Source organism: Clostridium sp. DSM 8431, from assembly GCF_900116755.1.
Taxonomy (GTDB): domain Bacteria; phylum Bacillota; class Clostridia; order Clostridiales; family Clostridiaceae; genus Clostridium.
On sequence record NZ_FPBY01000312.1, the window covers coordinates 1 to 1,549 of the forward strand.

General features: G+C 26.1%; 2 protein-coding genes. Both read left to right on the forward strand.

Translation table 11 applies throughout. The features are described 5' to 3' along the window. The first annotated feature begins 297 nt into the window (after nucleotides 1–297). Nucleotides 298–957, forward strand: coding sequence for an MBL fold metallo-hydrolase (locus tag BM384_RS17045; RefSeq protein ID WP_090015461.1), 660 nt, complete (start codon nucleotides 298–300; stop codon nucleotides 955–957). A 280-nt stretch (nucleotides 958–1,237) separates the two neighbouring features. After that, on the forward strand, nucleotides 1,238–1,468 hold the full coding sequence (locus BM384_RS17050) for a hypothetical protein (protein ID WP_090015463.1): 231 nt from the start codon (nucleotides 1,238–1,240) through the stop codon (nucleotides 1,466–1,468). Nucleotides 1,469–1,549 lie beyond the last annotated feature (81 nt).

Consider the following 1,549-nt stretch of genomic DNA (forward strand, 5'->3'; position numbering starts at 1 on the left):
TTTATCAAGAGCCGTGTGCGAGGCCCGCATGCACGGTTCTGTGAGAGGAAAGACCTCAGAAAAAAATATTTCTGAGGTTCACCTACTCGATATTTGCATTAACTCTTAAAATATATATTGTTTAGTAAGGTCAATATTATGAGTTTACATAAACTTTTAAGAAATTTGTCATTGATATTAAAAGTAAAATGTGATAAAACCAAAATGTTTAAAAGTTTTATATAAATTAAGTTTACACTTAACTATAGTAAATTACATGACAAAGATATATGCGACAAGCGTGGAGGTAAAGTTTATATGAATCAGTTAAAATATAAAGAAGTTAAAGTAAATGTAAATGCTCAAAACAGCATTTGTATTAGAGGTGAGAAAGTAATTTATTTTGATTCATATATGATTAAAGAAGCAAAAAATGATGCGGATTATATTTTTATAACTCATTCTCATCATGGTCATTTTTCTCCTGAAGATATAAAAAAGGTTATTAAGGAGGATACAAGAGTTATTTATCCAAAATCAATGAAAAGTATTATTAAAGAGTCTGGTTTAAATATCAAAACTTCATTAGAGGTTATTCCTAACAAGAAGTATAAAATTAATGGAATAAAATTTGAAACGGTATCTGCCTATAATAATATTAAATCTTTTCATCTTAAGAAATATGGATGGGTTGGTTATATAATTACAGTTCGTGATACTCGTATATTTATATGTGGTGATTCATCGGCAAATAAATATAATAAAAAGGTAACTTGTGATATTGCATTGTTACCTATAGGTGGCTATTACACTATGAATGCAAAAGAGGCAGCTAAACTTGTTAATGAAATAAAACCAAAGCTTGCAATTCCAACTCATTATGGATCAATTATTGGAAGGCTTGAAGATGGTGATACTTTTAAAAGGTTAGTAAATCCAGAGATTCAGGTGGAATTAAAGCTATTTAAAAATAATTAGTATAAGTATAAATTAATTAATAGCTGTATTTTTAAATAAAGTGATAGCTTAAACAAGCTATTCGAATATATAGGTGGATGTTCTTTAAAATTCGTATTTTTATAAGGATGTTCACCTTTTATAAGTAATAAAATTATTAGAGAAATACTTAAAAATATAAATAAAGATAAAAAAACCTTAAAGTATAATTTGTTCTAAGGATTTTTTATAGCTATGTAAAAGAATTTTCAATGTGATATACTGTAATTATTAGGAGAATATAAAGGGAGAGAAGAGATATATGGGAGGAAAACTTAAAGGTATATTAAAAGATAATGTATTTTTACTTCAATATTTAGGGTGTGTTACTACTGTAGTTTATATAATTGGATATCTTTTTATTTCAGGAGTAAATAGTGGATTTTGTGGTGAAAATATATTAGCTGTTTATTCGTATAATAGGGTTAATGTTTTAAGTAAAACTTATATAGCTACAGGAATTAGGTTTGTAGTTCGATATTCTCGTATTTGAAATACTAAATAGTGTAGACGAATATTTATATATTTTTCTACTAAACCTAACTAGTGAAAACTTAATATTCTTGAATAGAGA